Source organism: Octadecabacter dasysiphoniae, assembly GCF_021532615.1.
GTDB lineage: Bacteria > Pseudomonadota > Alphaproteobacteria > Rhodobacterales > Rhodobacteraceae > Octadecabacter > Octadecabacter dasysiphoniae.
The window spans coordinates 638,031-663,432 of sequence record NZ_JAKGAQ010000002.1; the positions used below are offsets into that span (position 1 = coordinate 638,031).

Consider the following 25,402-nt stretch of genomic DNA (forward strand, 5'->3'; position numbering starts at 1 on the left):
TTTGCGCCCATACCGGACCCATACCAAACCCATACTGGACCCATACGCCTATTCAGCGGCGACAGACGCGCCCTGATTGACGTATTCGAGGATCGCCTCAGCCGCGTCGCGCCCGTCTTTAATGGCCCAAACCACCAGTGACGCACCGCGCACGATGTCGCCCGCAGCGAACACACCTTCAAGGCTGGTTTGCCCTGTTGTGAACTCGGCTTTGATGGTGCCCCAGCGGGTCACTTCCAATTCCGGCACGCCCCACAATGTCGGGATGTCTTCGGGTTCAAAGCCCAGCGCCTGAACGACCAGATCAGCCTCTTCAACGTAATCGCTGCCCTCAATCAATTCCGGCATCTGGCGGCCCGTCGCATCCGGCGCACCAAGGCGCATTTTCTGCACCATGACACCTTCAACAGTATCGCCAGTGAACCCCTTGGGTGCAGACAACCAAACAAACTCGACACCTTCTTCTTTGGCGTTCTGAACTTCGCGCATGGATCCCGGCATGTTCGCTTCGTCGCGGCGGTACAGACATTTCACCGTGTCAGCACCCTGACGGATCGCGGTGCGCACACAGTCCATCGCGGTGTCGCCACCACCGATGACAACAACCTTTTTGCCTGCGGCGTTCAGCTCACCTGAATCGAACTCCTCAACGTCATCGCCGAACGATTTGCGGTTGCTTGCGGTCAGATAATCAATCGCGCGGACAATGCCGTCCGCACCAACGCCCGGGGCCTCAAGACCCCTTGTTTTATAGACACCCGTGGCAATCAGCACCGCTTCGTGCTTGCCGCGAATGGCGTCAAAGCTCAGGTCATCACCCACATCGCAATTCAAAACGAACTCAACGCCGCCGTCTTCCAGCTGCGCCATACGCTGCATGACAATATCTTTTTCCAGCTTGAAACCGGGGATGCCGTAGGTCAGCAAACCGCCCCCGCGATCATAGCGATCATAGACGGTGACCTGCACACCCTGACGGCGCAGCATATCCGCCGCGGCCAATCCACCGGGGCCAGCGCCAATGATGCCAACGCTTTCCGTGCGCTCTGTGTGCGGGCGGATCGGCTTTACCCAGCCGTTCTCGAACGCGGTGTCTGTAATGTACTTTTCAACGGACCCGATGGTCACTGTGCCGTGGCCGGATTGTTCAATCACACAGTTGCCTTCGCACAGGCGGTCCTGCGGGCAAATGCGGCCACAAATTTCGGGGAACGTGTTGGTCGCCTGCGACATCTCATAGGCTTCTTCAAGACGCCCTTCGGCGGTCATGCGCAGCCAATCGGGGATGTTGTTGTGCAACGGGCAGTGCGATTGGCAATAGGGCACGCCACACTGGCTGCACCGGCTCGCCTGCTCCTCGGCCTTGGCCGTCGCGTACTCTGCGTAAATCTCTCCGAAGTCTTCTTTACGTAGATTGGGCGGACGCTTCTCAGGCATGTCCCGCTCGACCTTCGTAAACTTCAACATCTTTTGACCAGCCACAGGACATTCTCCCAATCAGATTCCGAAACACCGTTCTAATGCGCCACATCACAAAAGAAAAGTCAGTATAGTTTACCTATTTGCCATTTATTTGCATCACCCGCGCGGCCAATGTCAATCAAATACGAAATTAAAGGTCCGATACGGACTTATATATTCCCTTCCCCAACAGACTCAGTGATTTAGAAAGGCCGAAACGAATCAGAGGACATCCATGCCACTCCTAACGCTCGTGCTGGCCGCGCTTATCCAAGGCATCACAGAATTTCTGCCTGTATCCTCCTCTGGCCACCTTATTTTATTGCCTGCGCTGACAGGAATGGACGATCAAGGCCAGGTCATCGACGTCGCCGTTCACGTCGGAACCCTGTTCGCCGTGATCCTGTATTTCTGGGCAGACGTACGCATTGCGCTGGGCGGGTTGTTGCGCCTGATGCGCGGTAAAATCGACACCAAAGGCGCGTTTCTGGCGTTGTGCCTGATCCTCGCCACGATACCCGTGGTCATTGTCGGACTGATCCTAAAACTGACAGGCGTCGATATGATGCTGCGCTCAATGACAGTCATCGGCTGGACGATGATCATCTTTGGAATCGTACTGTATTGGGCAGACCAAATCGGAAAGACAGACCGCACCGCGGATCAATGGTCGCTGAAGCACGCCGTTGAAATGGGCATATGGCAGGCAGTTTCCCTAATCCCCGGCACATCGCGATCTGGCATCACAATCACCGCCGCACGCCGGTTGGGATACAAACGGGAAGATGCCGCAAAACTTTCAATGTTGATGTCGATCCCGACGATCATTGCAGCAGGGTCGTTGGCAGGATTTCAGGTCGTCTCGTCAGGTGACACACAAGCCTTCAAGGACATCGCAATCGCTATAGTCCTATCATTCGTCGCCGCGCTTTTTGCATTGGCGCTGATGATGCGCCTCCTCAAATCCGTGAGCTTCACACCATACGTTCTCTATCGGATCGCCCTCGGCGCACTGCTCCTCTGGATCGCCTACACCTAAACCTTGAGGTTCTTAGCGCTTTCCTTGATCGCATCGTACTGACCGCTCGGGCGGAACCGCCACAGGTAATCGGGCAGGATCGCTTCCATCGCCGTTGGCGTCATGCCCAGCGCCGCAAAACCCTGCGCGCCGTCGGCCACCACGTTATCCACCGCAAGGTTTTTAACCTGATCCGCCGTCAACGGCCCACGCACCAAGCCCAGCGACAACACGCGCCCAACCTTAAACCCGAACGCCATAACGCGGGCAGCCCAAAACGGAATGTTAAGCACCAAACGGCGACGGCGAATAACGCCTAGCATCTGATCCATCAGCTCACGGAAGGTGTATACGTCCGGCCCGCCAAGTTCAAAAACGCCGCTCGCCTGGCCTGTAACGCCCATCACAGCCGCAGCCGCAACATCATCAACAAACACGGGCTGGAATTTCGTATCAGCGCCAACAACAGGCAACACCGGACCAAACCGTGACATGCCCGCGAACCGGTTAAAGAACCCGTCTTCCTGACCGAAAACGATCGACGGGCGCAGGATCATGGCGTTCGGCATATGCTTTAGCACACCTTCTTCGCCCGCAGCCTTCGTGCGTGCATATTCGCTATCACTCTCGGGATCGGCACCAATCGCAGAAATCTGAACCATCGCCTCAACACCGCTGGATGCCGCAATCCGTGCAACCCGCTCCGCACCCTCAGCCTGAACAGCCTCGAACGTGTTTTTGCCAATCGAATCCAGCACACCCACGCAGTTCACAACCGCATCCGCCCCGTGCATCACCGACAACACTGACGCATCGTCACGGATATTACAGAACACAGGTTCCACCTGCCCGACAGCGCCGTATGGCTTCACAAACATCGCCTCGTTTGGATTGCGCACCGCCACCCGAACGCGCCAGCCTTCTTTGGCCATGCGACGTGCGATGTAGCGCCCGACAAAACCGGACCCGCCGTAAATGGTGACAAGTTTGGACATGGATGCGTTCCCTTGGCTAATTGCGCCTAGGGTCTACCCCCGCCCCCCGCCTAAAACAAGGCGCATATCGGCGCATATTGCTGGTCCGTGGGATTCAATGGGCGAATCCCGTTGACAGGTCTGCGCAGCCCCTTTAATGCCACCCGAGTTATCTGTTGCCCAGATGGCGGAATTGGTAGACGCGCCAGCTTCAGGTGCTGGTGTCTGTATGGACGTGGAGGTTCGAGTCCTCTTCTGGGCACCATCCTCCCTTCGTGATAAAAGGGACCACATGACAAATCACCTTTACCAAAATGATCTTCCCGACGGCCTGGACCTTGGTCCCGTTGTGGCGATTGATTGTGAAACCATGGGGTTGAACCCGCATCGCGACCGTCTGTGTTTGATCCAGATGTCGGGCGGTGATGGCGATTGCCACCTTGTGCAAGTCGCCGTTGGCCAGACCGAGGCACCGAACCTGTGCAAGATGCTGTCTGACCCGAATGTTCTAAAGCTGTTTCACTTTGGGCGTTTCGATATCGCCGCAATGTTGAACGCCTTTGGCACCGTCACAGCACCCGTTTATTGCACCAAGATCGCCAGCAAACTTGTGCGCACCTACACGGACCGTCATGGGCTCAAGAACCTGCTGCAAGAATTGTTGAACGTCGATATCTCAAAGTTCCAGCAACAATCCGATTGGGGCGCATCAGAGCTTACCAAAGGGCAGCTGGATTACGCGGCTTCTGATGTTTTGTACCTGCACCAGTTGCGCGATGAGCTGAACAAGCGCCTTGAACGCGAAGGCCGTATGGACATGGCCCAAGCCTGTTATGATTTCCTGCCCATGCGTGCGCAGCTTGATCTTGCGGGTTGGCCCGAACAGGATATCTTTTCCCACTAATGACAGATTCCAAATTCATCGATACCGCCCGTCGGGTGATCCGCAACGAGGCAACGGCCCTCGGCGCGTTGGCCGACGCTCTTGATTCAACGCTGAGCGACGCAGTTGATCTGATCCTGAAATCCAAAGGCCGGATCATCATTTCCGGCATCGGCAAGTCCGGCCACATTGCACGCAAAATTGCGGCGACTTTGGCCAGCACGGGCACGCCCGCCCATTTCGTCCATCCTGCGGAAGCGTCCCATGGTGATCTGGGGATGGTGACGCGCGATGATGTTGTCCTTGCGATCTCAAACTCCGGTGAGGCGCCTGAACTTGCCAATCTGATCGCCTACACCCAACGCTTTGCCATTCCATTGATCGGCATCACCAGCCGCCCCCAAAGCGCGCTGGCAACGCAATCCGACATCGTTCTATTGATGCCAAAACTTCCCGAAGCCTGCGGCACAGGCGTTGTCCCGACAACGTCAACCACCATGACCCTCGCGTTGGGCGATGCATTGTGTGTCGCGATCATGGAACACCGTGCGTTTTCTGCTGATAACTTCCGCGACTTTCATCCCGGTGGGAAACTCGGATCCCAGCTGTCGCGCGTTGGTGATTTGATGCACACGGGTGACGCCGTTCCATTGTCCGGTGAACACACCCCAATGAGCGATACCCTGCTGACCATCAGCCAAAAGGGGTTCGGTGTTGTTGGTGTTCTGGACGATAACGGTTACCTTTCCGGCATCGTAACCGACGGTGATTTACGTCGGAATATGGCCGGGTTGCTGGACCTGACGACGGGCGAAGTCATGACGAAATCGCCCGGCACCATAGGCACCGCAGCACTGGCCGAAGAGGCCGTGAACGTGATGCAAAGCCGCAAAATTACCTGCCTGTTTGTTGTCGATCCTGACGGGTCGCGCAATGTGGCGGGCATCATCCACATTCACGACTGCCTTCGCGCAGGCATTGTGTAGATGTTTAGCGACGACAATTTTTATTCCCAACTCGTCGGCTTTCTAAAAATCACTCTGCCTTTGGCGGCCATTGCGTTGATGTCGACAGTGTTTCTGTTCGCCCGCGCGCCAAGCCCCGAAACAACGATTCCCTACGCCGAAATCGAAGAAATCGCGCGTGAACTAGGATTGTCAGGCGCGCAATTTTCCGGCGTAGCTGACGATGGGTCTGTGATTGAGGTAACAGCACGGCACACCCGCCCTGATGGCAAAATCCTAACAGCCGAGGTGTTATCCGCCGGCATCGATACGGTGGATGGCACCCGCATCGACATCAATGCAGGGCGTGGCGAAATCGACAATGACGCACAAACGGCGCGGCTGACGGGGCTGACACGCCTTGTCACGTCAAATGGATATGAAATGGAAACCACAGGGATCACCGCCAACTTTACCACTGGCCGGATCGAATCCGAAGGCGCCCTCGAAGTTCAGGCACCGTTTGGCGCGCTTACCGCAGGGCAGTTGATCATAGAAACGCCAGAAGGTGAGGCAGGACAAGTGATGCTTTTCCAAAACGGCGTTCGGCTGATATACACGCCGCAACAATAGGATTCTTTGACGTGACTATTTTGAAAACTGCCGTGTTATGTGTTGCCGTTCTGTGTGCGACGCCTGCATTTGCCCAGACGAATATCAACCTTGGTGTGATCAATGCTGACCCGACCGCGGCCGTTGAAATCACCGCAGATAACCTCAGTGTAGATCAGACAACTGGGACGGCCGTTTTTCAGGGCAATGTCGTCGTCGGCCAGGGTGACCTGCGTGTATCTGCTGGCCGGATTGAGGTCGTTTATAGCGGCACATCAGGTGCGATCAGTCGCCTGGCGGCCAGCAATGGCGTGACATTTGTCACCGCAACAGAAGCCGCCGAAGCCGCAACAGCCGACTATGATCTAGATGCTGGCACGCTGACCATGCGCGGAGATGTATTGTTGACCCAAGGCACCAGCGCGATTTCCGCCGATACAATGCGCGTGAACCTGTCCACTGGCGCAGCCCAAATGGAAGGCCGCGTGCGCACAATCTTCAACCAAGGCGGCAACTGATGCCCGAACTCACGGTCACTGATGGCGATGTTGGCCTAAAGGTCGTCAATCTGCGAAAGAGTTACCGTAAACGGCTGGTGATCCGCGACGTCAGTATGGAATTGGGCCGTGGCGAAGTCGTCGCGCTGCTGGGGCCAAACGGATCGGGTAAGACCACGTGTTTCTATTCCATCGCGGGCCTTGTGACGCCAGAGGCGGGTAATGTCATGGTCGACGGGCGCGATGTAACGACCTTGCCAATGTATCGCCGTGCCAAGCTGGGCATTGGATACTTGCCGCAGGAAATGTCTATTTTTCGCGGGCTGAATGTCGAAGACAACATCATGGCGATCCTCGAAATCGCCGAACCAGACCGCCACAAACGGCGCGAACGCCTCGAAGAATTGCTGTCGGAATTCTCGATTGAACATTTGCGCCGCGCCCCCGCGATGGCCCTGTCCGGTGGTGAACGCCGCCGTGCTGAGATTGCGCGCTGTCTTGCCGCAGACCCGAAATACGTGCTGCTGGATGAACCTTTTGCAGGTGTTGATCCGATCGCTGTCGGCGAGATTCGTGCGCTGACCGCTGATTTGAAAAAACGTGGAATCGGCGTGCTGATTACGGACCATAACGTTCAGGAAACACTACAAATTGTGGACCGCGCATATATCCTTCACGACGGCAAAATCCTGATGTCGGGCACCACGGACGAGGTCGTGCGCGATGAAAATGTGCGCCGCGTCTACCTCGGCAATTCTTTTCGCGTTCCGTGATCATTTTACAGATGTCATTGACAGACGACCCCATTTCATCGCCCAATGACTGGGATGACAGACAAGATTTCATTTGTGATCGGGGTCACGCCTAACGGGCGCCAGCCGCACACAACGGTCTCTCTGTTATCCTACCCGACAATTCGAACGTAACTTAATGGATCCTTAACCGTTCTGACGCCCGAATTGCCCGTAACGCACAACGAAGGAGACAAGATGCGCTATCAGATCACAGGAAAGCAAATCGACATTGGCGAAGCGCTGCAAACCCACGTCCAGACGGAAATGGGCGAGGTTTTCAGCAAATATGCGGGCCGTCCCACAGACGCCAATATCGTCTTTTCCAAGAGCGGGCACGAATATGTCTGCGAAGCTGAGGTACATCTATCGACGGGCTTGACCGCCCAAGCAAAGGGCAAAGCTACTGAAATCTATGCAGCTTTTGATGGCGCGTCCGAGAAAATGGAAAAACAACTTCGGCGGTATAAACGCCGGCTCAAGGACCACCATAAGGAGCGATCACAACCCGTTGAACTTTCTGATGCAGGGTCCTATATCCTCGCTTCAAATAGTGAGTCGGAAGAGCACGAGCCAGAAGGCGTGAGCTCCATGATCGTGGCTGAAATGGAAACCAAAATTCCAGAGCTTTCCGTTGGGGAAGCAGTCATGCAAATGGAGATCGCAGACGCCCCGGTTTTGGTTTTCCGAAACGAAGGACACAGCGGGATCAACGTTGTTTATCGTCGTGACGACGGAAACATCGGTTGGATCGACCCGCGCAACGCGAGTTAGATCGGGCACGTGCCCCGACAGGATTTAAGATATGACCATTCAGGACATTCTTCCCGCGACGGGTATCAAAGTAATTGCTGCGGCAAGCAGCAAGAAGCGGTTGTTCCACGACTTGGGTGATATGGCCGAAACCTGTTTCGGTCTTGATCAGGCCATGGTCGTGGACGCCTTGCTGGATCGCGAAAACCTTGGCCCAACAGGTGTTGGCCATGGCGTTGCTCTTCCGCATGCGCGTCTGCCTGGCTTGGCCAAAGTGTGTGGTTTGTTCGTTCGGATCAAAAAACCGTTCGACTTTGATTCCGTTGATCGCCAGCCCGTCGATCTGGCGTTTGCACTGTTTGCGCCAGAACAAGCCGGCGTTGACCATTTGAAGGCTTTGGCGCTGATTTCACGCACCCTGCGCGACAGCGGTGTTTGCGCAAAATTGCGTGCCAACGAAGACCCGTCGACGATTTATACAATTTTGACGGAAACGATGACGGCGCAAGCCGCTTAAGCGTAGGGTCCAAACCCGAACGCATCGTAGTCACGCTGATAAACATCCATAACTGCTGCCTCAATCTCGGCATCATAGATCGCCTGAAGCCGTGCGGCATGTGGGTCTGTCACGTCGGCAACTTGTGGCATGGTTTCTTTGCCGATTTGGGCGGCAATGATCGCAAGGTCATCGCTTAACCGGTCTTCTCGCAGCACCATGTCAGGCGTGGTGAATTCGGCAAACCCCTGCATGGCGTTCGCTTGTGTCGCCCAATGGGAATCGACCCGAATGGCCGTTTGACCGCCCAAATTCGATTTTACGAACTTCAAAAACGCCAGAAACGCGTCTTTGTGGTCGACGTCAGAATAGGTGTCATCGGGCATGTCACGCGGCAGATTCAGGTTAAACTGTTGGGACAGCGTTTTTCGGATACCGACATAACTGCCTTCGCCCGTGCGCAAAATCTTATCGCAGAACGCGGCGTGGGCGCGGGCCACCGGGTGGCGAACCACTGTAAAACTGCGATGGCCCACGTGGTGACGTTTCCAATCGCGCAGGGATTTCTGTGTGAAACCTGACAACAAACCGGTCGGTTCCGCATCATCCAACGCCGAAAGCCATTCAGCCACCGCGCCCTCGGGGCCAGAACGGATCGGAAGGTATAGTAAGGGCGATGCAGGTGCCGCAAGAAACGTTGGGACAGACGGCCCGCGGCGCGGTTCAAAATTCGGGGTCCGGTTGAGGTTGAACCGATCGAGTTGCGCAAGCGCATCCTCCATCTGATCAAAGTTAACAACTTTATCCGACATCGGGCTGGGGTTCTGTTTCTTGAGGGATTTATCCAGTTCGGCCAACCGCGCGTCACTGCCCAGAAACGCCGCCAACCCGTTCATAACATCAACATCCTGCAGGTCTTCGTAATCCACGTAGAACGCCGTTTGGCCAGATTTCTGCAACGCATTCAGCAAGACAACCTGAAAACCTTGCAGCTTATTGATGTGACGTTCAAATTCCTCAGCGTTGAATTCAACGGTCTTTTCGCGCAAACGCTTAACGTCCTTGAGGGTCCACTGCCCTGTGGCCTTGGCGATTTTCCAGCTGACATAGCTTTCAATCGGATTGCGCGTGAGGATGATTTTCGCGCACCGCACATCAGAAATGATATGATCCAGAACACGCGGTTCATGATTGTTGAAAAACCGGAATCCGTTTAATCCGTCAGCGTCTTTGACCCGTTCAATCAGATCGAACGGATCAGCGTCGCGATCCTCAAGGGAAACACCAAGCGGTTTGCGATTGTTAGGATAGCCGACAAAATTGGGATTGAACGCCTCACCGTGGCAGGTCAATCCGTCGAAAGCGTTGATGTTAGCCTCAAGAAAATTGGACCCGGTGCGCATTTCAGCAAAGACGACGAAATAATCAAAATCAGCCATGAATTACCGCACCAAATAGGGTTTTCGCCGCGACGGACGTTCGTTGACCTGTGGGGCCTCTGTCGGGAAATCACCCATAAGATAAGGGTGCATTCCTTGGTTCTTGAGGTTCTGCAAAAACTGCCCGAACCCAGTGAGGTCGGCCATCTTGGGTGCCTCGGTCACGCGGCGCAAGTTCTTTGCGCCCATTTCATCGAGAACGGTCTGCAAGGCCTCCATCGGGGTTTCGATGAAATCCGCCAGCGTCCAAATGCGGATGCGCGCCTTGGCCCAAGGCGAACGCAACGCCGCAAGATGCTCGCTTTCGATACGCTGAAGTTCCGCTGCATCTGCGCGGATATCAGAAAAGTTCCGGTTCGACTGAAACAATGGAATCGCCCATGCGCCAGAAATCACACTGATCTGCGCGTTGGGGTCTTTTGCCAAATCCCAACTGGCGAATTGGCTGTCGGTTGGTCCGAACTGGAAACATTGACGTTCGCCGCGGGTATTCCAGATAAGGTTCACCAGAAACAGCTGCGCGTGGTGGTCGCGCAGTTTTGCATTGTCACACAGTGCGCCGCTGAACGTCGCCTGCCGGCCCTCAAATTCAACACGGTCCTTGGCGTACAGATGCCCATGAACACGCGTGCCGGTCATGCGGGACAACCACGGTTCGAAGTCTTCAAACAGTTCCGCGAAACCTTCGAAGACCGAATAAGGGGCCGAGGTAAAACCGTTCTCATGGCCCGGTCTGGGAAGGCGACTTTGCATGAACAGGCCCGCACGGCCGCGCGTTCGACGTTCAACCGCTTTTGAGAAAATGCGGTCGATCTTACCTGGGTTTGGTTCAGCCCCTTTGAGGGGGTTTTCTTCGTTCAAGAAATTCTCATAGAGACGATCCGCATCTGGCCAAATTTTACGCGCAACAAAACAGTCCGAACGGCGCAAAAGCTGGAGGTGATCGTCGTAAAAAATATGCGGCTTACCTTGGTAGTCGAATTTCGAAAGGGTCAACGATCGGCTTTCGATGTTTTGCGAATACAGGCGCACGAGGGTCTGGAAATAACTTTCGTCCGGAATCCAGACGCGTTTGAAATACCCGTCATAGACAGCGCGATCCGGATCTTCGAGGATCGCAGACAAAGTTTGACGTGTCAGGCACCACCACTGCGATCCCATATGCGGGACAATTCCATCGGGAATACGGCGATACATTTTGAAACGACGCTGGAATTCAACGTAGCGGTCAAACAGAAACCGCTGCTTTCGCCAGGAAAACGGGAACCGCAGTGTAAAGCGTTCAAAATCCAGCCCGCCTTGCGTCCAGGGCACATCCGCTGTTGTCGCGCTTTCGATGAAATCTGTGCGTGGGCGACGGGCGAGGTAATCCTTGAGATCATTGATCGGGCGCAGCGGAAGACACGAACCCGACGCAAGATAAACGTGCCGTACGTCGGGAAATTTCTTAAGCATCAGCGTCGAAGCAGATTGCGACGCCGCAACAATTCCCCATGTTCCCCATTCACAACGATGACGTTTGGAAAACAGCACGTCCGGCAAATCGGCCACGCTTTGGACGAAAGCATCGTAGGTCGCTTTCGACACGTTTTTGTCGACATGGACAACGACCGGGCAGGCAGCGGCGGACCAATGGCGGATCACCTCCTCGGCGCGGTGCAATGCGTTGTGCACCAACATGACGACACCGACGGTCATGCCCAATTTCCTTTGGACATCAGGCCGAGAATTTCAAGCTGGCGCCAGTTGATGTATTTCTCGCTCCATTTGCACCACAGGTCGGGATGTTGCGCGATGCCTTCGGCGTAGGCTTTGTATTCGTGACTGCCCGCGTAGTGTTGACCGCGATCTAGTTCTTCGGCGGCCTTGGCCCCGAATGTGTCAAGGAATTTGGTGTGCAGCAGAACGCCAGACGCCTTTTCACCACCCCACTCATCATAAACGAGGTTCAACCCGCGCGGCAGCACCATGTGGGTCGAACTTACATAAGCGTAATTCTTATCCCATTTCACGAGAGGTGTTTTGTTCAATGCAGGCGCGCGCCAAGGTTCATCCTTAAAGAACATTCGCGCGCGCGGTCCGCCTTGTATCCATAGATTGTAAAACAGATGATTTTTGGAAATCGTGTAGTTGCCGCTGTCAAACCACGACGCGATTTCCATCGGATTCTGACCACGTTGATATGGCACCGCATCCAGCCGTCCCTTTGGATACATATCCAGTAACATTGCACCAAAACTGCGGATGTCAGATGCATCCAGCCAATCGGTCAGGGCGCGGATCGGGCGTGTGTCACAGAACGGGTAGACGAAAAATTCATCGGGATCGACGACGAGGGTCCAGTGGCCGTGGGCATATTTACGTTGCAAGTGGTTCAGCCAATCAACGCCAAACCGCGATCGACGATAGCTTCCTTTGGCTTTCCAGACAGAACAATCGGGCTGTTTGGCTGCATATTCGCCGCCGCCATCGTCGCTGTCATTATCAACCATGATGAAATGATCGACGCCCAAGTTTCTGTAATATTGAAAGAAATACGGAAGCCGGATGTCTTCGTTGCGAAACGTAGAAAACACCAAAAGATCGCCGGGTTTAATCTGATCCGTGCGGTCCTTGGTCACCTGCAACTCACGGCTTTTGCGCCGGGCACGAAGGTGCCAGCGCTTTCGCTGAAGCCGAAGCCGATATGATGTCCAGGCGCCCAAACTGTTCCTTCCCATCGTCCTAGCAAAGTCTTCTAAACTCGCTAGAGCCTTATGGTTAACACACCGTTGAAAATACGAGCAAATACTGCCTACTGTTTCCATTCAATAAACAAAGGGCAGGATTAGGCAACCTTTCCGGTGACTGGTGCGTCAGGTCCACGATCCGCGTGACATCAACCCCAACTTTTCCAGCTGTGCGGTACCTGTGTAACACACAGAGCCTTCGTGCCACAAATCGGGGTCATCCATGAGGGCAGAGTAATAGGGTTGATACAGGTCGCTGTTTTCAAAATGCTGGGCGCGGCGAAGTTCTTCTTGGGACTTTTCACCGATATTTGGCAAAAATTTGGTATGTAGTAAGATGCCGGACACCCGATCACCTTGCCCCGTGTCAAACACATCGTTCAAACGGCGCGGCAGGATTTGGTGGGTCGATGTGACGTAGGCATAACCCCTACGCCATTTCACGAGCGGCGTTTTGTTCAGCGTCGGGGATCGTTCTGGCTGGCTGCCAAAAAACATCCGGTCACGCACGCCGCCTTGAATCCAGAGGTTCCCAAACACTGCGTGAATTTTGGCGCGATAATTATCGGGATCAAACCAAGGGATGGCAGCAACAGGATCGTCCCCGGCTGTGTACGCAGTTTGTCCAACTGAACCTTTGGGGTAAAGATCAAGCATCAGCGCACCGAATGCATCCCGCCCAGTATTTTCCAAGTGGTGTGTCAGATCACTAAGATTGCGCGTGTTACTCTCTGGATAGATCAACAGCTCATCCGCATCGACGGAAAGACACCAACGGCCAGCCCCGTGTTTGATCTGCAAACAGGTCAGCCAATCCACACCAAATCGCGATGCCTTATAGCTGTCGGGCGTGGTCCATAGGGACACATCAGGTTGGGCGGACAGATAGGCGGCGGTGCCATCATCGCTGGCGTTATCGACAATTAGAAAGTGTGCAACGCCAAGGGCGCGATAATGCGCCAACCAATGTTCAACCCGCAGCATCTCGTTGCGCATAGTCGAAAAAACCAGGACGCCTGTCTTCGGAATGCCGCCCCCGGACGCCAGCACAATCTCACCACGTCTTCGCCAAGACCGCAGCAAAAGACGGCGGCGTTTCCACCGCATCCGATAGGCAAAAATGGCGTTTGAGACAGTCGAACGATGCGGTTGATCCCCGGAAACGTCGAAGGGGAACATCCGCGCGAAGTCCGTTACTGTGCGGCTTGTTGCATCGACATCAGTTCACGCAGATAGGACCCGAATTCGTCGCCCAAATCTTCGCGTGCCAACCCGAAGGCCACCGTTGCCTGCAGAAAGCCTGCTTTTGATCCACAATCGAACCGCTGCCCGCGGAACCGGAACCCGTAAACATCGCGTCCTTCGGACAGTTCAGCATCAATCGCGTCGGTCAGCTGGATTTCGCCACCGGAACCGGATTTTAGTTTATTGAGGTTCTGCATAATCTTCGGCGTCAGAATATAACGGCCGATAACCGCCAAGTTCGATGGTGCATCTTCGGTCTTTGGTTTTTCGACCAGTCCTTTGACTGACACCATCGATCCGAGGTCTTCTTTGATGTCAATCACACCGTAAGAAGATGCCTTTTCTTCGGGGACTTCCATCGCGGCAACCATACACCCGCCGGTTTCTGCATGTGCTTCGACCATTTGTTGCAAACATGGCGTTTCCGCTGCGATGACATCGTCAGGCAAGATCACGGCAAAAGGTTCGTTGCCCACAAGACGGCGGGCGCACCACACGGCGTGGCCAAGGCCAAGCGCACGTTGTTGGCGAATATAGGCAATGGCACCACTGTCCATGTTGGTCGATTTCAACTCATCCAGCAGGTCGGTTTTACCTTTTTTACGCAGCTCTGCCTCAAGGTGCGGGGCCATATCGAAGTAGTCCTCAAGCGCGGATTTGCCGCGCGAGGTCACGAAGATAAATTCACGGATACCTGCAGCGCGGGCTTCGTCGATCGCGTATTGGATCAAAGGGCGATCCACGAGCGTCATGATTTCCTTGGGAACGGATTTCGTTGCAGGCAGGAATCGTGTTCCCAAACCGGCCACAGGAAAGATCGCTTTCGTTACACGCTTCTTCATAAACTACCTCTTAGTGACCCAGTTTCGGATCATATTGCTTACAAGCTACTAACACCAAATTACATTACGACAAAGCAACCATGGTGGTCATTTTGTGGGGAAGTTTCGCCCGTTTTTATCATGGTTGCTTCATTTGTGCCAACATCGCTTCTATTTTTGGCACATCCTCAGGGTTGTTCAGTTCCCAAAACTGGCGGCCACGGGCCTCCACCTCAACACACAGCATGTGCGCGCCACGTTCCAAGAATCGCAGCTGTTCCAAACCTTCAAGGTGTTCAAGAGGGCCGGATGCCCAGCGCGGATAAGCCGCCAAAGCAGAAGGGCGATAGGCATAAACACCAACGTGATGGAACACAGGCGTCTCGTCGTTATCTGCATAGGTTTTACCTGTGAAGGGAATGACCTCTTTCGAGAAAAACAAGGCGTTGTGATCGGCGCCAAATACCGCCGTCGTCCCGCCCACACGCCCGTGTCGGCGATCTTCAAGCAACCCGTTCAGGGCGTATCCATCACACCGAAGCACGGGTGTCGCGACCTCTGCCACCGGATCAGCAGACAGCCCCGCGACAAGGTCTTCGATAAACCACGCGGGTGTCAGGGGCGCATCGCCTTGCAGGTTCACGACAACATCATATGCCCCGCCAAGCGTGTCCAAGGCCTCGGCGCAACGCTCGGTCCCGTTCTGGCAATCTTGCGATGTCATAACGACCTCGCCGCCAAAGGCCTCGGCAGCATGTTTAATTCGATAATCGTCAGTAGCAACCACGACACGGTCCACGCCAGCGACATCCATCGCGGCTTCCCAAGATCGCTGGATCAAGCTTTTCGAAACACCCGTCGCACCGCGTAATTCCACCAATGGCTTACCGGGGTAACGCGTTGATGCGTAGCGCGCGGGGATGACGACCAGAACACCCATTACGGCAGCTTCAGATCGATGCCCGGTGCGTAGGCAATGAAGAACGGGTTTGCGAAATCTTCTTTGCCGTAGGCCAGTGGCATATGGTCATCAAAGCGTACGACATGGCCGCCTGCCCCTGTCAGAACGGCGTGCCCTGCGGCGGTGTCCCATTCCATCGTTCGACCTACACGCGGGTACAAGTCAGCCTCACCCGTCGCGACAAGACAAAACTTGAGAGACGATCCCGCGCTTTTCATATCATTGACGGAGTACTTGTTGATGTAATCATCAGTGGCCTGATCGCGGTGGGATTTTGACGCAACAACCATCAAACCCGTGTTGTCAGGTTTGCTAACAGAAATCGGAACGGTCGTGCCAATGGTGTCCTTATCCAGCCCACCGACTTCTTCAACTGAAACACCCGCGGCGTTCGTGTAAAACAAACGACCTTTGGCGGGTGCATAAACAACACCACGACGCGGTGCGCCGTCTTCGACATAGGCGATGTTAACCGTAAAATCCCCGCGACGATGGATGAATTCTTTGGTCCCATCAAGCGGATCCACGATGAGGAAAGTGTTGGCCGTAACGCTGTGGCTGTCGGCCTGTTCTTCGGTCACCAACGCAACGTCGGGAAAGGCGGCACGCAGTCCGGCAGAAATGTGGGCATCCGCAGCTTCATCGGCCGCCGTCACAGGGCTGTCATCGCTTTTGGATTTCACTTCAAAATCATCGGAGTTGTAAATCTCCATGATGATGTCGCCAGCTTCCAATGACAATTTGCGCATCGTTTCGGTTAACTTGTCGAAATCCATCACACTTCCTCTACATAATTACGTATCACGGGCGTTTTAATTGATCCGTGCGTGTTGGCCCCTTATGCTGCGGCGCTAAAGGATCGGCAAGATTTACGTGCCACAAGGGCAGAAGCCCGCCAATCGGCGCAACCAGACAGGCAAAGAAATGTTCGAAGCAAGACGTCCCATGACCCGTTCGCGGTCCGCGTTCAATATGTTGGAGCTGATCTACCACTCCATCGTACGCGAGATTCGCAAAGACCACCGCAATGCCGTGGTGGGCCTGTTGATGAACATGATGCAGACGATTGTGTTCGTGACGGCGTTCTATTTCATGTTCACGGTCCTTGGCCTGAAGGGCAACGCGATCCGTGGTGATTTCCTGCTTTATATCATGTCGGGCATCTTCTTGTTCATGACACACACGAAAGCGATGGGGGCAGTCCTTAAGGCGGAAGGCCCCGCATCTGCGATGATGAAACACGCGCCGATGAACACGATTATTTCAATCGCGTCGTCATCCATCGCATCGCTTTACATCCAGCTGCTGTCGATGGCTGTGGTGCTTTATCTGTATCACGTGATCTTTAGCCCGATCACAATCCACGACCCCACCGGCGCGATGGGTATGGTGTTGTTGGCGTGGTTTTCGGGCGTGGCGGTTGGCATCGTGTTTTCATCGCTTAAGCCGTGGTTTCCCGGTTTCATCTCAATTGTGTCGTCGATCTATGCACGCGCCAATATGATCGCGTCGGGCAAGATGTTCGTGGCCAATACAATGCCGGGATTCATGCTGGCGATGTTTGACTGGAACCCGCTGTTTCACGCAATCGATCAGGCGCGCGGCTATGTGTTCATCAATTATAATCCGCACTACAGTACGATCAGCTATCCGTTAAAGGTTAGCATCGTGTTGATCATGGTTGGTCTGATGCTTGAATTTTACACCCGCAAAAACGCATCTGCCAGCTGGGAAGCCGCCAGATGATCCGCGCCTTCGCCCTTCTTGGTGCGATGGCCTGTCCATCTGCCGCAGCACAATCCTTGCCGGATCGGTTCATGATCGATGGCGTTGCGGCCGACGATGTTCTGAACATCCGGTCAGGTCCATCACCTTCGGATGATGTTGTTGGAACGTTAGGGCCGTTTACCCTCAACGTCGAAGTCCTCGACCAGCGGGACGGTTGGGCGCAGGTGCCTACACCAGAAGGCTGGGGCTGGGTATCAAAACGCTACCTTGCGGACAACCCATGGCCCGAAAACGAAGTGCCCCGCCCATTGCAATGTTCCGGCACGGAACCGTTTTGGACGTTCTCGATGTATCCCCGCGGAACCGAGTATTCTGAATTGGCGCTAAACGAACCCACACCGCGCGTTCAAACAGTTGTGTCAGAAACCATTGCCCCAAAAGGCTTCTTGATCGAGACACAAGAAGGACCGACCCTAACACGGACGCTCATGGTTGACGGTCGCATCTGTTCAGACGGGATGAGCGACCGACCTTTTGGAATGTCGGCCACCCTGTTCACACAAGCCCCCGACGGCAACTACGTACAGACAGGTTGCTGCACGATGCAGGTAAACTAACCGAACGGAATCACGTCACCACGCGCAGTGTCAGATTGATCCGCCCGCCACCTGTCAGAAGCGTCGATGATCCCGCCCGCGTTTTATCGACTCCGTGATAGACCAACCGCGCGTCACCCCCCATCACGACCACATCGCCAGACTTCAGCCAGATCGATTCTGTAGGTCCGCCCCGCGTTGTATTGCCAATCCGAAACAAGGCATCATCGCCAAGGGACACCGAAACGACAGGTTCGCTGAAGTGCGCTTCGTCGCGATCTTGGTGCAGACCCATTTTCGCGCTGTCGCGATACAGGTTGACCAAACAACATTCCGGCGCGCGCAGCGACCCGGACACCTGATCCCAAATCTGCAAAACAGACGCAGGAATCGTAGGCCACGCCGTGCCGTTCGGGTGCTGACGGGCATAGCGGTATCCGGTTTTGTCAGACGTCCATCCGAATTCACCTGCGCTTGTCATTTGGACGGACATCGGTTTGCCATATGGCGTCATTGGTGAAAACAACGGAGCCTTCGCCACGATCCCCCGAATATCATCAAGAATCATGGTTTGAACATCTCGTTCCAACAGCCCGTGAAAGACTTGAACCCCTCGTAAAACCACCGTTGGCCGCATCTTAACCCCTCATTGTCAAAAATTGCGCATTTCACCCCTGTTACATAGGTTGCAGCGCGTATTTTGCGTCCCTATATACACTCCGATCCGAACAAGACCTCTTTGTTCGACCGATTTTAACAACCGAAGGTGTCGGGTGCCATAATGGGCCCGCACCGCCTCACATCGCCTGAAAGGGATTTGAACATGGCAAAAGTAATTGGCATCGACCTCGGGACTACAAACTCCTGCGTCGCAATCATGGACGGCTCGCAGCCACGCGTTATCGAAAACGCCGAAGGCGCGCGCACAACACCATCAATCGTAGCGTTCACAGACGACGAACGCCTTGTTGGCCAACCTGCAAAACGTCAGGCTGTTACGAACCCGGAAAACACAATCTTTGGTATTAAGCGCCTTGTGGGTCGTCGCAACGATGACAAACATCTCGCCAAAGACAAAAAGAACCTGCCGTTCAACGTGGTTGATGGCGGAAATGGCGACGCATGGATCGAAGCCAAGGGTGATAAGTACTCCCCTGCTCAAATCTCTGCGGTCATTTTGCAGAAGATGAAAGAAACCGCTGAATCCTACCTCGGCGAAGAAGTCGATCAGGCCGTCATCACGGTTCCTGCCTACTTCAACGACGCACAGCGTCAGGCGACCAAAGACGCCGGTAAGATCGCGGGCCTCGAAGTGCTGCGCATCATCAACGAGCCGACAGCGGCTGCGTTGGCCTACGGCCTCGATAAAAAAGAGACACAGACAATCGCGGTCTATGACCTTGGTGGTGGTACATTCGACGTAACCATCCTCGAGATCGACGACGGCCTGTTCGAAGTGAAATCCACCAACGGTGATACGTTCCTTGGTGGTGAAGACTTTGACATGCGCATCGTCAACTACCTCGCGTCTGAATTCAAAAAAGACAACGGTGTTGACCTCAAGGCCGACAAGATGGCGCTTCAGCGTCTGAAGGAAGCGGCTGAGAAGGCAAAGATCGAACTGTCCTCTGCGTCCCAGACAGAAATCAACCAGCCGTTCATTTCGATGGGCAAAGACGGATCCCCGCTGCACATGGTCATGAAACTGACACGTGCGAAGCTGGAAGAACTTGTTGGTGATCTGATCAAAGCATCCATGAAGCCATGTGCAGCTGCGTTGAAAGACGCAGGGCTCACCAAAGGCGAGATCGACGAAGTTGTTCTGGTCGGTGGTATGACACGCATGCCAAAGGTCATCGAGGAGGTTACAGCCTTCTTCGGCAAGGAACCACATAAGGGCGTAAACCCTGACGAAGTCGTTGCCATGGGCGCTGCCATTCAGGCCGGTGTTCTTCAGGGTGACGTCAAAGACGTGGTTCTGCTGGACGTCACGCCATTGTCCTTGGGTATCGAAACCTTGGGCGGTGTGTTTACGCGCCTGATCGATCGCAACACAACGATCCCGACGAAGAAGTCGCAGATCTTTTCAACCGCCGAAGACAACCAGAACGCCGTGACGATCCGTGTGTTCCAGGGTGAACGTGAAATGGCCGCGGATAATAAAATCCTTGGTCAGTTCAATCTTGAGGATATCCCGCCAGCACCGCGCGGCATGCCACAGATTGAGGTGACGTTCGACATCGATGCCAACGGTATCGTATCCGTTCAGGCGACCGATAAGGGCACCGGCAAGGAACACAAAATCACGATCCAGGCCTCTGGCGGTTTGTCCGATGAGGACATCGAACAAATGGTCCGTGACGCGGAAGAAAATGCTGAGGCCGACAAGGACCGTAAAGAACTGGTCGAAGCGCGCAACCAGGCCGAGAGCCTCATCCATTCGACTGAAAAGTCCATGGAAGAGCACGCGTCCAAGGTTGATCCGACAACGATTGAAGTGATCGAGCTGGCAATTGCCGCGCTCAAGGACGATCTGGAAAACGACGATGCGGGTAAGATCAAATCCGGCATCCAGAACGTGACTGAATCGGCAATGAAACTGGGTGAGGCGATTTACAAGTCCGCACAGGAAGAAGCCGGTGAAGCCGAGCCTGACGCCCCTGGCGCAGACGAAGTTCCCGACGATATTGTCGATGCCGACTTCGAAGACCTCGACGACGATAAGCGCGCTTAAGCGTGACATAGTGGGGACCGGCCTTTGCGGTCGGTCCCGCACGTCCCAAAAGGGGAACCCTCATGTCAAAACGCGATTATTATGAGACGCTTGGTATCGCCAAGGGTGCTAGCGCGGATGAAATCAAGAAGGCCTATCGCCGCAAAGCGAAAGAGCTCCATCCAGACAGCAACCGCGACAACCCAGAAGCGGAAGCCCAGTTCAAGGACGCGGGCGAAGCCTACGAAGTCCTAAAAGACGCTGACAAAAAAGCTGCCTATGACCGTTATGGCCATGCAGCCTTTGAAGGTGGCATGGGCGGCGGGCGCCCCGGTGGCGGCATGGGTGGTGGTCAGGGTGATTTCGGCTCTGCCTTCTCTGACATATTCGACGATCTGTTCGGCAACATGGGCGGTCAACGCGGTGCGGGCGGCGGACGCAATCGTGCGGCACGCGGCAATGACCTGCGCTACAATCTGCGCGTCACCTTGGAAGAGGCGTTTGCCGGTCTTCAGAAAACAATCACCGTACCTACCTCTGTTGGGTGCGATTCGTGCAATGGCACGGGTGCAGAAGGCGGTTCTGAACCGCAAACCTGCCCCACGTGTTCCGGTATGGGCAAGGTCCGCGCGCAGCAGGGTTTCTTTACGGTCGAACGTACCTGCCCGACGTGTAATGGCATCGGTCAGACGATTAAGAACCCGTGCAACACCTGTCATGGCGCAGGTCGCGTAGAAAAAGAGAAGTCACTATCTGTTAACATCCCTGCGGGTGTCGAAACGGGCACGCGTATCCGTCTTGCTGGCGAAGGCGAGGCCGGCATGCGTGGTGGCCCGACTGGTGATCTTTATATCTTCATCGAAGTGCGCGAACACGATCTGTTTGAACGCGAAGCCAACCATCTGTTCTGCCGTGTACCTGTGTCCATGGCGACGGCGGCACTGGGTGGCGACATCGAAGTTCCGACAATTGATGGCGGTCGATCCCGCGTGAAAATACCAGCGGGATCACAGTCTGGTCGTCAGATGCGTCTGCGCTCCAAAGGTATGCCAGCCCTGCGTGGCGGTGGCGCCGGTGACATGTTCATCGAGATGGCGGTGGAGACCCCGGTAAATCTGACGAGCAAGCAGAAAGAACTGCTGCGGGAATTCGAAGATCTGGCGAGCGACAACAATCCACAAAGCTCCAGCTTTTTTGCTTCTGTCAAATCCTTCTGGGACTCTATGAAGGGCTAAGCTTCGGTCGCTGTTAACCATACAGTAATGGAATCGCAGCAAGGTAGAGGCATGAAACATGCCTTTGCCGAAGCCCCGCAGCTGCCTTTGAACGACGCAACACTCATCACGATTGATCGTGATGAGGTTGAGATTGTTCCCGCCGTACCGCCGCAGAAAAGCGGTAAGGTTCCTTCCTATCTTTCTGATCACCGCAAACGGTTGCGCCATCGGTTTCTGACAGGCGGCGCAAAAGCGATGCCTGATTATGAAATCCTTGAACTAACATTGTTTCGTGTCATTCCCCGCCAAGATGTAAAACCGTTGGCGCGACGTTTGATTGACACCTTTGGTGATTTGAATGGTGTGCTATCCGCGCCGATCGCCCGGCTTGAACGGGTTGATGGTGTTGGCACGGCTGTCGCACTCGAACTCAAGGTGATGGAGACTGTCACCCATCGCATGGCGCGGGCGAAAATCATGCAACGGCATGTCATCAGTTCGTGGGACGCCGTGTTGGATTACTGCCACACAGTCATGGCGCACCGCGACACTGAACAATTTCGAGTGCTATTTCTGGATCGAAAAAACGTCTTGATTGCGGACGAAGAACAAGGCGCGGGCACGGTTGATCACGTGCCTGTCTATCCCCGCGAGGTCGTTAAACGCGCGCTTGAACTTAACGCATCAGCGATGATCCTTGTGCATAATCACCCGTCAGGCGACCCGACACCATCAGACGAGGACATTGCCATGACCAATCAGATCGCGAACGCGGCAAAAGCTCTCAGCATTTCCTTACATGATCACTTGATTATCGGACGGTCCCGCGAATTGAGCTTTAAGTCACAGGGCCTAATCTAGCCTGCTTCGCGGACCCAAAGTTCAACACGTCGATTGGTTTGCTGACCCCAAATCGTGTCATCACACGCCATTGGCAGGGCCTCTCCAAAGGCCTCTGTTTCAATCTGGACATTCACAGGGATATCGCCTCCGAGCGCGCGCTCAACGTCACGGCGCACTGCTTCGGCGCGGGCGGCTGACAAATCACGATTGGCACTGGCTGGGCCGCGCCCGTCACTGAACCCGACAAACATCAATTCTCGTGCGCCAAAACGCCCGTCCCGAATGGCTTGCGCCAGTTGCATCACATTTGAACGAGACTGCCCGTCAAGCCGGGTAGACCCCGGTTCAAATCGAAATGTGCTCGACATGCGAACGCGGGCCGACAGAACGCGCACCATCCTTTGCAATTCAGTCAAGGGCACCTCTGTTCCGGCGTTCAGAATCGCATTCGAAAGGCGATCACCCTGATCAGACAACGGGATAGGAACCGCAGCAAGGTCAACAAACCCCGCACGTCTAATAACAAGCTGCGCCGACGGGGACCGAAGCCAATCGAGGAAATCAACAATCTGGGGGTGCTGATTACGGCGTGGCAAATATAAAAACATCGGGAAGGTCAGCGGATAATCTTCTGTCTTCATTGTCAAAAATTGGGCATTTGATTCCAACCCACATGGTCCGCTTAGTGCCAAAGGTTGGGTGTTTCCTGTTTCGCCAAACGGCAGCAACGTCAGGCCATTGGCCCCCTTTTCAACTGCTTCGACAATGCCGCGTCGCGTCACCACATTTTCTGGCGGGTTCGGAAATTCAGTGCCAAAGGGTCGCATGAATCTGTCTTCAAACCCTTCAAGCTGCCCACCTAGACCAAATGCAATCTGGCTCTCAAATTCCGATTCTTGGCCCGACAGTGATGCAATCAAGTCCGCCAAAGAGATTGATCGAATGTCAGAGGATGGAGACGCTACAGGAACCAGAGCATCAAGTGCGAGAATCCGACCCTGACGCGCAAGGTTCAGTCGGCCAAGGCCCGCCGCCGCAGCTGCATCAAGCTCGGCTTTTCGCAACTCTCGCATCGACATCAGGACGTCTGCATCATGGGCGATAAACGCCGCAAAGCTGTCGTCAGACGATGCAACCGTCAGGCCAATATCGAACATTTCCGTCCCATCGGGCTGTGACATCTGGAATCCGTCGGCATCCTCCCGAACTGTCCAGCCTTTATCGCGGGCATACACATCGATAAGGGCCGGCATTAAAAGATCGCCCATTTGCTGCGCCCCAATAATCCTGAGCGTCGGAACGTAATTAGCTAAATCCGGACAGGCTGCATCTTCGCAAACCATGTCCTGTGCTCGAAATGAGACCAGACCAGTTGGTGTCGCGACCGTTGCGACGACACCGTCATACGCAACAAAACGACCCGAAACTGCAACGGCGTTATCCACTGATCGGAAAGTGACGTCTTGGGACGAAGCAGCGCCCACGCAAATAAAATGTGCGGCGAAAACCGCCGCACATCTCAAAACTGCTAATCTGATATCAAACTCAGGCCATGTCATCTCGACGCGATTGTCAGGTCCTCAAACATGTTTTGCAAGATCAGAAAATCACCAACAGCATCGCAGTCCGGCATGATCATCGTCAGATCGAGTGCGGATGTCGCGCCCGTTGGGGAAACTTGAATGCTTTGCGCGTTAAGTTCTTGCCCGCAGTTTCCGGCCGTAATCTCTGCTTCGGCCACCAGCATGACATCAGGCGTTACGCCGATCATACCACTGGGGAAGGTGTAAATTTCTGCCATCAACGGATCAGGGGCCGACGCATTACCAAGCTTCACAAGGTACCCGCCCTCAGCAGTGGCAAGCCGCGCCATATCACCGGGGTTGCCGGCATGAATATGCGCATCATCGCCGAAGTTAGCATTGCCTTCATAGGCGCTGAGCATGACGGATGTTTCGCCCTGCCACTGCAAGACTGCACGATCGTAATTGGCAAAGTCAGGAATCGCGACTGTAGAGACAGCTCCATCGCCATCCGCGAAGGCCGCAATCATAACGGCAACCTCTGCGAGCGCCGGAACATTCATGTCCGCTGCGCCAGATGCATCTGTCATGGCAGTAAACATCATGCCCTGATGATGCACAGTAAATGGTGCAGATGTGTGGCATGGCGCGCTGACGGAAAGGGCCACAGTTGCAGCCGTGCTGGCCGTTGCCGACATAACTGGCACGCAATCCACTTCAACGGCTGCAATTGCGTCCGTTTCGATTTCTGGCATTTCTTCTGGATCAAGGGCGGCAAGCTGAATCGGTGCTTGTGGTTGAGGAGGTACTTTTGCGGCCTCTGGCAGAACCACCGCCGATTCAATTACAGGGTTAGGCGTGGCAAGATCGGGGGCCTTGGGTGATGCGACACCAGCCTGTGCCACAACAATGGGCTCTTCGAACGGCATAACCATTGGATCAATAACATCTGCGGCGGCGTCAACTTCGACGGTCTCCGCGAAAGGGGCGGGTTGTTCGGCTGCGGTGTCTGCACCGAAACGTGCCGCCAATGCGTCACCGTTCTGCATTACAAAACCAATGCCCAGCGCAACACTGAACGTGCCCGCGGCCATTCCAATTTGCTTGATTTTAGCCATCTGAAATCTCCTTCCCACAATGGGATCAGAAAACAGATTG

At 54.7% G+C, this 25,402-nt stretch carries 25 protein-coding genes and 1 tRNA gene; 14 read left to right on the forward strand and 12 right to left on the reverse strand.

Going from position 1 to position 25,402, the window contains the following annotated elements:
• Nucleotides 1-48 precede the first annotated feature (48 nt).
• Nucleotides 49-1,482: an NAD(P)-dependent oxidoreductase gene (locus tag L0664_RS10080; RefSeq protein ID WP_235225671.1), complete on the reverse strand. Its 1,434-nt coding sequence runs from the start codon at nt 1,480-1,482 to the stop codon at nt 49-51.
• 214 nt (nt 1,483-1,696) lie between these two features.
• Between L0664_RS10080 and L0664_RS10085 the strand changes: the two genes are divergently transcribed.
• Nucleotides 1,697-2,500, forward strand: coding sequence for an undecaprenyl-diphosphate phosphatase (locus tag L0664_RS10085; protein WP_235225672.1), 804 nt, complete (start codon nt 1,697-1,699; stop codon nt 2,498-2,500).
• Here the strand turns inward: L0664_RS10085 and L0664_RS10090 are convergent.
• Complete coding sequence (locus L0664_RS10090) at nt 2,497-3,474, reverse strand: complex I NDUFA9 subunit family protein (RefSeq protein ID WP_235225673.1); 978 nt, start codon at nt 3,472-3,474, stop codon at nt 2,497-2,499. The genes L0664_RS10085 and L0664_RS10090 overlap by 4 nt on opposite strands.
• A 157-nt stretch (nt 3,475-3,631) precedes the next feature.
• On the opposite strand from L0664_RS10090, the gene L0664_RS10095 reads away from it, so the two are divergent.
• The 8 genes from L0664_RS10095 (at nt 3,632) to L0664_RS10130 (ending at nt 8,450) form a co-directional block, all read left to right on the forward strand.
• Nucleotides 3,632-3,718 (forward strand) — tRNA-Leu (locus tag L0664_RS10095).
• A 27-nt stretch (nt 3,719-3,745) separates the two neighbouring features.
• Complete coding sequence (locus L0664_RS10100; protein ID WP_235225674.1) at nt 3,746-4,357, forward strand: ribonuclease D; 612 nt, start codon at nt 3,746-3,748, stop codon at nt 4,355-4,357.
• Nucleotides 4,357-5,322 (forward strand): KpsF/GutQ family sugar-phosphate isomerase, encoded by a 966-nt coding sequence (locus L0664_RS10105; RefSeq protein WP_235225675.1) that lies wholly within the window; start codon nt 4,357-4,359, stop codon nt 5,320-5,322. The genes L0664_RS10100 and L0664_RS10105 overlap by 1 nt, the downstream gene beginning before the upstream one ends.
• Entirely contained in the window at nt 5,323-5,913 is a 591-nt protein-coding gene (locus L0664_RS10110; RefSeq protein ID WP_235225676.1) for a hypothetical protein, read from the forward strand. It abuts the gene before it with no gap.
• Nucleotides 5,914-5,924: 11 nt separating this feature from the next.
• Entirely contained in the window at nt 5,925-6,410 is a 486-nt protein-coding gene (locus tag L0664_RS10115) for an LptA/OstA family protein (RefSeq protein ID WP_235225677.1), read from the forward strand.
• On the forward strand, nt 6,410-7,162 hold the full coding sequence (lptB, locus tag L0664_RS10120) for an LPS export ABC transporter ATP-binding protein (protein WP_235225678.1): 753 nt from the start codon (nt 6,410-6,412) through the stop codon (nt 7,160-7,162). Before L0664_RS10115 ends, lptB begins: the two co-directional genes overlap by 1 nt.
• Before the next feature lie 216 nt (nt 7,163-7,378).
• On the forward strand, nt 7,379-7,954 hold the full coding sequence (gene hpf, locus L0664_RS10125; protein ID WP_235225679.1) for a ribosome hibernation-promoting factor, HPF/YfiA family: 576 nt from the start codon (nt 7,379-7,381) through the stop codon (nt 7,952-7,954).
• A 31-nt stretch (nt 7,955-7,985) separates the two neighbouring features.
• On the forward strand, nt 7,986-8,450 hold the full coding sequence (locus L0664_RS10130) for a PTS sugar transporter subunit IIA (protein ID WP_235225680.1): 465 nt from the start codon (nt 7,986-7,988) through the stop codon (nt 8,448-8,450).
• On the opposite strand, the gene L0664_RS10135 is transcribed toward L0664_RS10130, so the two are convergent.
• From L0664_RS10135 to cysQ, 7 genes are all read right to left on the reverse strand, one after another.
• A complete protein-coding gene (locus L0664_RS10135; RefSeq protein WP_235225681.1) occupies nt 8,447-9,868 on the reverse strand; it encodes a sulfotransferase family 2 domain-containing protein in 1,422 nt (473 codons plus the stop codon). The genes L0664_RS10130 and L0664_RS10135 overlap by 4 nt on opposite strands.
• 3 nt (nt 9,869-9,871) lie before the next feature.
• A complete protein-coding gene (locus tag L0664_RS10140) occupies nt 9,872-11,566 on the reverse strand; it encodes a beta-1,6-N-acetylglucosaminyltransferase (RefSeq protein ID WP_235225682.1) in 1,695 nt (564 codons plus the stop codon).
• Complete coding sequence (locus L0664_RS10145) at nt 11,563-12,588, reverse strand: glycosyltransferase family 2 protein (RefSeq protein ID WP_235225683.1); 1,026 nt, start codon at nt 12,586-12,588, stop codon at nt 11,563-11,565. The genes L0664_RS10140 and L0664_RS10145 overlap by 4 nt, the downstream gene beginning before the upstream one ends.
• Nucleotides 12,589-12,723: 135 nt before the next feature.
• Nucleotides 12,724-13,776, reverse strand: a complete 1,053-nt coding sequence (locus L0664_RS10150) for a glycosyltransferase family 2 protein (RefSeq protein ID WP_235225684.1) — start codon at nt 13,774-13,776, stop codon at nt 12,724-12,726.
• Nucleotides 13,777-13,790: 14 nt separating this feature from the next.
• Nucleotides 13,791-14,684, reverse strand: coding sequence for a UTP--glucose-1-phosphate uridylyltransferase GalU (gene galU, locus L0664_RS10155; protein WP_235225685.1), 894 nt, complete (start codon nt 14,682-14,684; stop codon nt 13,791-13,793).
• A 118-nt stretch (nt 14,685-14,802) separates the two neighbouring features.
• Entirely contained in the window at nt 14,803-15,603 is an 801-nt protein-coding gene (locus L0664_RS10160; RefSeq protein WP_235225686.1) for a 3-deoxy-manno-octulosonate cytidylyltransferase, read from the reverse strand.
• On the reverse strand, nt 15,603-16,400 hold the full coding sequence (cysQ, locus tag L0664_RS10165; protein ID WP_235225687.1) for a 3'(2'),5'-bisphosphate nucleotidase CysQ: 798 nt from the start codon (nt 16,398-16,400) through the stop codon (nt 15,603-15,605). Before cysQ ends, L0664_RS10160 begins: the two co-directional genes overlap by 1 nt.
• Before the next feature lie 148 nt (nt 16,401-16,548).
• On the opposite strand from cysQ, the gene L0664_RS10170 reads away from it, so the two are divergent.
• Together L0664_RS10170 and L0664_RS10175 are read left to right on the forward strand one after the other, a co-directional pair.
• A complete protein-coding gene (locus L0664_RS10170; RefSeq protein WP_235225688.1) occupies nt 16,549-17,370 on the forward strand; it encodes an ABC transporter permease in 822 nt (273 codons plus the stop codon).
• Entirely contained in the window at nt 17,367-17,969 is a 603-nt protein-coding gene (locus L0664_RS10175) for an SH3 domain-containing protein (protein WP_235225689.1), read from the forward strand. Before L0664_RS10170 ends, L0664_RS10175 begins: the two co-directional genes overlap by 4 nt.
• 10 nt (nt 17,970-17,979) lie before the next feature.
• On the opposite strand, the gene L0664_RS10180 is transcribed toward L0664_RS10175, so the two are convergent.
• On the reverse strand, nt 17,980-18,585 hold the full coding sequence (locus L0664_RS10180) for an alpha-ketoglutarate-dependent dioxygenase AlkB family protein (protein ID WP_235225690.1): 606 nt from the start codon (nt 18,583-18,585) through the stop codon (nt 17,980-17,982).
• 186 nt (nt 18,586-18,771) lie between these two features.
• Here L0664_RS10180 and dnaK point away from each other — a divergent pair, with 186 nt between their 5' ends.
• The 3 genes from dnaK (at nt 18,772) to radC (ending at nt 22,739) form a co-directional block, all read left to right on the forward strand.
• A complete protein-coding gene (gene dnaK / locus L0664_RS10185) occupies nt 18,772-20,682 on the forward strand; it encodes a molecular chaperone DnaK (protein WP_235225691.1) in 1,911 nt (636 codons plus the stop codon).
• Between the two features lie 62 nt (nt 20,683-20,744).
• Nucleotides 20,745-21,896 carry a molecular chaperone DnaJ gene (dnaJ, locus tag L0664_RS10190; RefSeq protein WP_235225692.1) on the forward strand — a complete coding sequence of 384 codons (1,152 nt, stop codon included), beginning with the start codon at nt 20,745-20,747 and terminating at the stop codon, nt 21,894-21,896.
• A 51-nt stretch (nt 21,897-21,947) separates the two neighbouring features.
• A complete protein-coding gene (gene radC, locus L0664_RS10195; protein WP_235225693.1) occupies nt 21,948-22,739 on the forward strand; it encodes a RadC family protein in 792 nt (263 codons plus the stop codon).
• On the opposite strand, the gene L0664_RS10200 is transcribed toward radC, so the two are convergent.
• Both L0664_RS10200 and L0664_RS10205 read right to left on the reverse strand, forming a co-directional pair.
• Nucleotides 22,736-23,989, reverse strand: a complete 1,254-nt coding sequence (locus L0664_RS10200) for a phosphate ABC transporter substrate-binding/OmpA family protein (protein WP_235225694.1) — start codon at nt 23,987-23,989, stop codon at nt 22,736-22,738. The two genes, radC and L0664_RS10200, sit on opposite strands and share 4 nt — an antisense overlap.
• Before the next feature lie 287 nt (nt 23,990-24,276).
• The gene (locus L0664_RS10205; RefSeq protein ID WP_235225695.1) at nt 24,277-25,362 is read right to left on the reverse strand and encodes a hypothetical protein; all 1,086 of its coding nucleotides are present in this window, start codon (nt 25,360-25,362) and stop codon (nt 24,277-24,279) included.
• Between the last annotated feature and the right edge of the window lie 40 nt (nt 25,363-25,402).

Bases quoted from the DNA above. Each gene is read 5' to 3' on its own strand.
- L0664_RS10135 (WP_235225681.1), bottom strand. From the start codon at position 9,868: ATGGCTGATTTTGATTATTTCGTCGTCTTTGCTGAAATGCGCACCGGG.
- hpf (WP_235225679.1), top strand. From the start codon at position 7,379: ATGCGCTATCAGATCACAGGAAAGCAAATCGACATTGGCGAAGCGCTG.
- L0664_RS10100 (WP_235225674.1), top strand. From the start codon at position 3,746: ATGACAAATCACCTTTACCAAAATGATCTTCCCGACGGCCTGGACCTT.
- dnaK (WP_235225691.1), top strand. From the start codon at position 18,772: ATGGCAAAAGTAATTGGCATCGACCTCGGGACTACAAACTCCTGCGTC.
- L0664_RS10140 (WP_235225682.1), bottom strand. From the start codon at position 11,566: ATGACCGTCGGTGTCGTCATGTTGGTGCACAACGCATTGCACCGCGCC.
- L0664_RS10205 (WP_235225695.1), bottom strand. From the start codon at position 25,362: ATGGCTAAAATCAAGCAAATTGGAATGGCCGCGGGCACGTTCAGTGTT.
- cysQ (WP_235225687.1), bottom strand. From the start codon at position 16,400: ATGGATTTCGACAAGTTAACCGAAACGATGCGCAAATTGTCATTGGAA.
- L0664_RS10110 (WP_235225676.1), top strand. From the start codon at position 5,323: ATGTTTAGCGACGACAATTTTTATTCCCAACTCGTCGGCTTTCTAAAA.
- radC (WP_235225693.1), top strand. From the start codon at position 21,948: ATGAAACATGCCTTTGCCGAAGCCCCGCAGCTGCCTTTGAACGACGCA.
- L0664_RS10150 (WP_235225684.1), bottom strand. From the start codon at position 13,776: ATGTTCCCCTTCGACGTTTCCGGGGATCAACCGCATCGTTCGACTGTC.
- L0664_RS10090 (WP_235225673.1), bottom strand. From the start codon at position 3,474: ATGTCCAAACTTGTCACCATTTACGGCGGGTCCGGTTTTGTCGGGCGC.
- L0664_RS10160 (WP_235225686.1), bottom strand. From the start codon at position 15,603: ATGGGTGTTCTGGTCGTCATCCCCGCGCGCTACGCATCAACGCGTTAC.
- L0664_RS10085 (WP_235225672.1), top strand. From the start codon at position 1,697: ATGCCACTCCTAACGCTCGTGCTGGCCGCGCTTATCCAAGGCATCACA.
- galU (WP_235225685.1), bottom strand. From the start codon at position 14,684: ATGAAGAAGCGTGTAACGAAAGCGATCTTTCCTGTGGCCGGTTTGGGA.
- L0664_RS10105 (WP_235225675.1), top strand. From the start codon at position 4,357: ATGACAGATTCCAAATTCATCGATACCGCCCGTCGGGTGATCCGCAAC.
- L0664_RS10180 (WP_235225690.1), bottom strand. From the start codon at position 18,585: ATGCGGCCAACGGTGGTTTTACGAGGGGTTCAAGTCTTTCACGGGCTG.
- L0664_RS10175 (WP_235225689.1), top strand. From the start codon at position 17,367: ATGATCCGCGCCTTCGCCCTTCTTGGTGCGATGGCCTGTCCATCTGCC.
- L0664_RS10200 (WP_235225694.1), bottom strand. From the start codon at position 23,989: ATGGGCGATCTTTTAATGCCGGCCCTTATCGATGTGTATGCCCGCGAT.
- lptB (WP_235225678.1), top strand. From the start codon at position 6,410: ATGCCCGAACTCACGGTCACTGATGGCGATGTTGGCCTAAAGGTCGTC.
- dnaJ (WP_235225692.1), top strand. From the start codon at position 20,745: ATGTCAAAACGCGATTATTATGAGACGCTTGGTATCGCCAAGGGTGCT.
- L0664_RS10170 (WP_235225688.1), top strand. From the start codon at position 16,549: ATGTTCGAAGCAAGACGTCCCATGACCCGTTCGCGGTCCGCGTTCAAT.
- L0664_RS10145 (WP_235225683.1), bottom strand. From the start codon at position 12,588: ATGGGAAGGAACAGTTTGGGCGCCTGGACATCATATCGGCTTCGGCTT.
- L0664_RS10130 (WP_235225680.1), top strand. From the start codon at position 7,986: ATGACCATTCAGGACATTCTTCCCGCGACGGGTATCAAAGTAATTGCT.